Annotated in this window: 1 protein-coding gene; it reads left to right on the forward strand. The window is 75.9% G+C overall.

Annotated features, from left to right (window positions below):
- Positions 1-83: 83 nt before the first annotated feature.
- Positions 84-1,390, forward strand: a 1,307-nt coding sequence (locus AOK24_RS44105) for a S1 family peptidase (RefSeq protein WP_240554425.1), incomplete at its 3' end; no start/stop codon positions are given.

Here is a 1,390-nt window from a genome sequence, read left to right on the forward strand (position 1 = left end):
TGAACGGGGGGCGCGTCGGGGGCGCGTCGGACGGTGGGGATGCCGCCCGGCGTGCACTGCGTGGGCTCGTCGTGGCGGCTACCGTGCGCATTCACCGGCCCGGCGGCGGGTATGACCTCGATGAGGTCGACAGTTTTCTGGGAAGCGGGTTCTTCGTCGCACCCAACTGGGTGCTGACCTGCGCACATGTCGCCTGCGCCGGGGAGGGGGGCGAGGTCGTGGTGGTCTGTCAGGGCTCGCCCGGCGCCGGGGTCCGCGCCGTACGCGGGCGGGTCGCGGCGACCGTGCCCGAGCGCCCCGCGCGGATGTCCGCGTCCGGCAACTGGCCCGCCCCCGACCTCGCGCTCGTACAGCTCGCGGAACCGGTCGACGACCACGAGTGCGTGTACGTCTCCGAGCGCCCCGCCGCCTACTTCGGCGAGGGCCGGGTGCTGTACGCGGGCTGGACCGTCAGCGAGGGGCGCCTCCAGGTCCTCGACGGCACGCTCTCCGTCCAGGGCACGATCGGCGGCTGGAACTCCGACGTACAGATGCGCCTCGGCGACAACGACCTGCCGTACGGGGTGTCGGGCGGGCCGGTGATCGACCTCGCGCGCGGGGAGGTCATCGGCGTGCTGAAGGCGCGCTCGGACCACCGCCCGGGCGGCACCTCCACCGGCATCGAGCAGCTGCGCACGCTGCGGGTGCCCGCCGGGGAGATCACCGCCGAGCACGACGACCTGTACCAGGCGGTGTGCCACGCGCACGACCGCTACCACCGGGACCGCCAGCGCCACCCCTCGGCGCGCGCCCAGACCTGGACGGACGTCCAGGGCAGCCTCGGCGCGCGGCCGGGCCGTACGCTCAGCCCCGACGAGCGCGTGCTGCTGCTCGGCCGGCTCGCCGATCTCCCGCCGCCCGCGAGCACGCGCGCGTTGCTCGACATCCTGGACTCCCTGCCGGACCTCCAGGGCCCGCCGCCGCTGCCCGCGCCGCGCGGCTGGCGCGACGGGCTGGGCACGCTGTACGAGAGCGCGCGCGACGACGGCGCCCTCGAACTCGTCCTCGACTACGCGATGCGCGTCCTGGCCGCCGACCGCCCCTTCACCTCCGCGACCACCCCCGAGGCCGAGGAATCCCTCTGGTCCTGGATCTGGCAGTCCGCGGGCCGCCTCACCGGCCGCTACCGCGCGAGCCTCGCGGAACAGCACATCGACATCCTGCGCCGCCGCGAACGCCGCGCGCGCGAGAACGGGCACGCGAGCCCGCCGAGGCCCGGCACGGACGCCCCGTTCGCCACCGAGCCCGCGTACGACGCCGCCGCGGCCTCGCCGTCCGGTACCGACACCGCGTACGACGCCCCCGGCCCCGCCCCGGCCCGCCGTCCGACGCGGACGCCCCGTACGGAACC

The sequence above is a fragment of the Streptomyces niveiscabiei genome (assembly GCF_001419795.1).
In the GTDB taxonomy this organism is placed as follows: Bacteria; Actinomycetota; Actinomycetes; order Streptomycetales; family Streptomycetaceae; genus Streptomyces; species Streptomyces niveiscabiei.